The sequence below is a fragment of the Polaromonas sp. genome (assembly GCF_018780625.1).
Classification (GTDB): domain Bacteria; phylum Pseudomonadota; class Gammaproteobacteria; order Burkholderiales; family Burkholderiaceae_C; genus Polaromonas.
On the sequence record NZ_JADMJK010000138.1, the window covers coordinates 1 to 1,776 of the forward strand.

The window sequence follows — 1,776 nt, forward strand, 5'->3', positions numbered from 1 at the left end:
GTGCCGTTTGCCGGCGCCTACCTGGCGCTGGCGGGCGTGGCGCTGCTGGCCATGGGCTTGCTGGCCTTCATTCAATTTCCGCCCGCGCCGGCCCGGAGCAGCGCCAGCGCCGGTGGCCGGCCGCTGGGCGAAATCATGCGCCAGCCGGTCTTTATCGTCGCCGCAGCGGCCGGCGCGCTGGGCTACGGCGTGATGAACCTCTTGATGGCGGCCACGCCGATTGCCATGCAGACCTGCGGCCTGCCGTTTTCAGACGTGGCCTGGGTGCTGGAATGGCATGTGATCGGCATGTTTGCACCCGGCTTTTTCACCGGCCACCTGATCAAGCGCTTTGGCACGCTGACCATCATGGCGATCGGGCTGGCGCTCAATGTGGCGTGCGTGCTGATCGCGCTGTCGGGCGTCGAGTTCAAGCAGTTTCTGGCGGCGCTGTTTTTGCTCGGGCTGGGCTGGAATTTCCTGTTCACCGGCGCCACCACGCTGGCGCTGACGGCCTACCGGCCCGAAGAAAAAGACAAGGCCCAGGGCGCGCTCAATTTCTGCGTATTTGCGGTGCTGGCCATGTCATCGCTGGCGTCTGGCGTGCTGGTCACCACCCAGGGCTGGACGCTGCTGAACCTGGGCTCGCTGCTGCCGCTGGGGCTGACCGGGCTGGCGCTGGGGTGGCTCGCGCTGCGCCAGCGCAGGCGCCAACCGGCCTGAGCGGTCCGGGCTTCAGCCCGGCACGCTGGCAATGACCTGGGCCACGGCCGCCGTGAGCTTCTTGGCATAGGGCACATGCAGGAACTCGTTGGGGCCGTGCGCGTTGCTCTTGGGGCCGAGCACGCCGCAGACCATCATCTGCGCCTTCGGAAAACCCTGGCTCAGCATGCTCATGAGCGGAATCGTGCCGCCCTGGCCAATCGTGCCGCAGGGGGCGCCAAAGAAGTTTTGCGACGCGGCATTCAGCGCGTCTTCAAACCACGGCGCGCTGCTGGGCGCGTTCCAGCCGGTGGCGCCGCCGTTGCTTTGAAACGTGACCTTGGCCTGGTAGGGCGCGTTGTCTTCAAGCAGCGCCTTCAGTTCCTGCACCGCCACACCCGCATCAATCAGCGGCGGCAAGCGCAGCGACAGCTTGAAGGCGGTGTAGGGCCGCAGCACATTGCCCGCGTCCTTGAGCGCCGGAAAGCCATCGGCGCCGGTCACGCTCAGCGTCGGCCGCCAGGTCCGGTTGAGCAGCGCCTCGACCGGGTCGGTGGTGGTGGGCAGCGCAAAGGCGGTGGCGCCTTCGCAGTCGTAATGCGCCCACGGAAAGCGCTTGTAGATCTCGTCGCCCAAAATTTTCGCCGTGGCCTCGGCCTGCAGCAGCCGGTCGGCCGGCACCTCGCAGTGAAAGCTTTGCGGCAGCAGGCGGCCGGTCTTGCTGTCTTCAAGCCGATCCAGCAACTGGCGCAGGATGCGAAAGCTCGACGGCACCAGGCCGCTGGCGTCGCCCGAATGCACACCTTCGGTCAGCACCTCGACCTTCAGCACGCCGGCCGCATTGCCGCGCAGGCTGGTGGTCAGCCACAGCTGGTCGTAGTTGCCAGCGCCCGAGTCCAGGCAAACCACCAGCGCGACCTCGCCGAGCCGGTCTTTCAGCGCGTTGACGTAAGGCAGCAGGTCGTAGGAGCCGCTTTCCTCGCAGGTTTCAATCAGGCCGACGATGCGCGGATGCGCAATGTTCTGCGCTTTTAGCGCCTGTATGGCGGCGATGCTGGCATAGACCGCATAGCCGTCATCGGCGCCGCCCCGGCC

2 protein-coding genes are annotated in these 1,776 nt (G+C 66.7%); one reads left to right on the plus strand and one right to left on the minus strand.

All coding sequences use genetic code 11. From position 1 onward, the window contains the following. The coding region (locus tag IV091_RS12150; RefSeq protein WP_293469055.1) for an MFS transporter at nucleotides 1-702 on the plus strand (702 nt) is incomplete at its 5' end. 12 nt (nucleotides 703-714) lie between these two features. Here IV091_RS12150 and IV091_RS12155 read toward each other — a convergent pair. Beyond that, nucleotides 715-1,776, minus strand: a 1,062-nt coding sequence (locus tag IV091_RS12155; RefSeq protein ID WP_293469057.1) for a M20/M25/M40 family metallo-hydrolase, incomplete at its 5' end; no start/stop codon positions are given.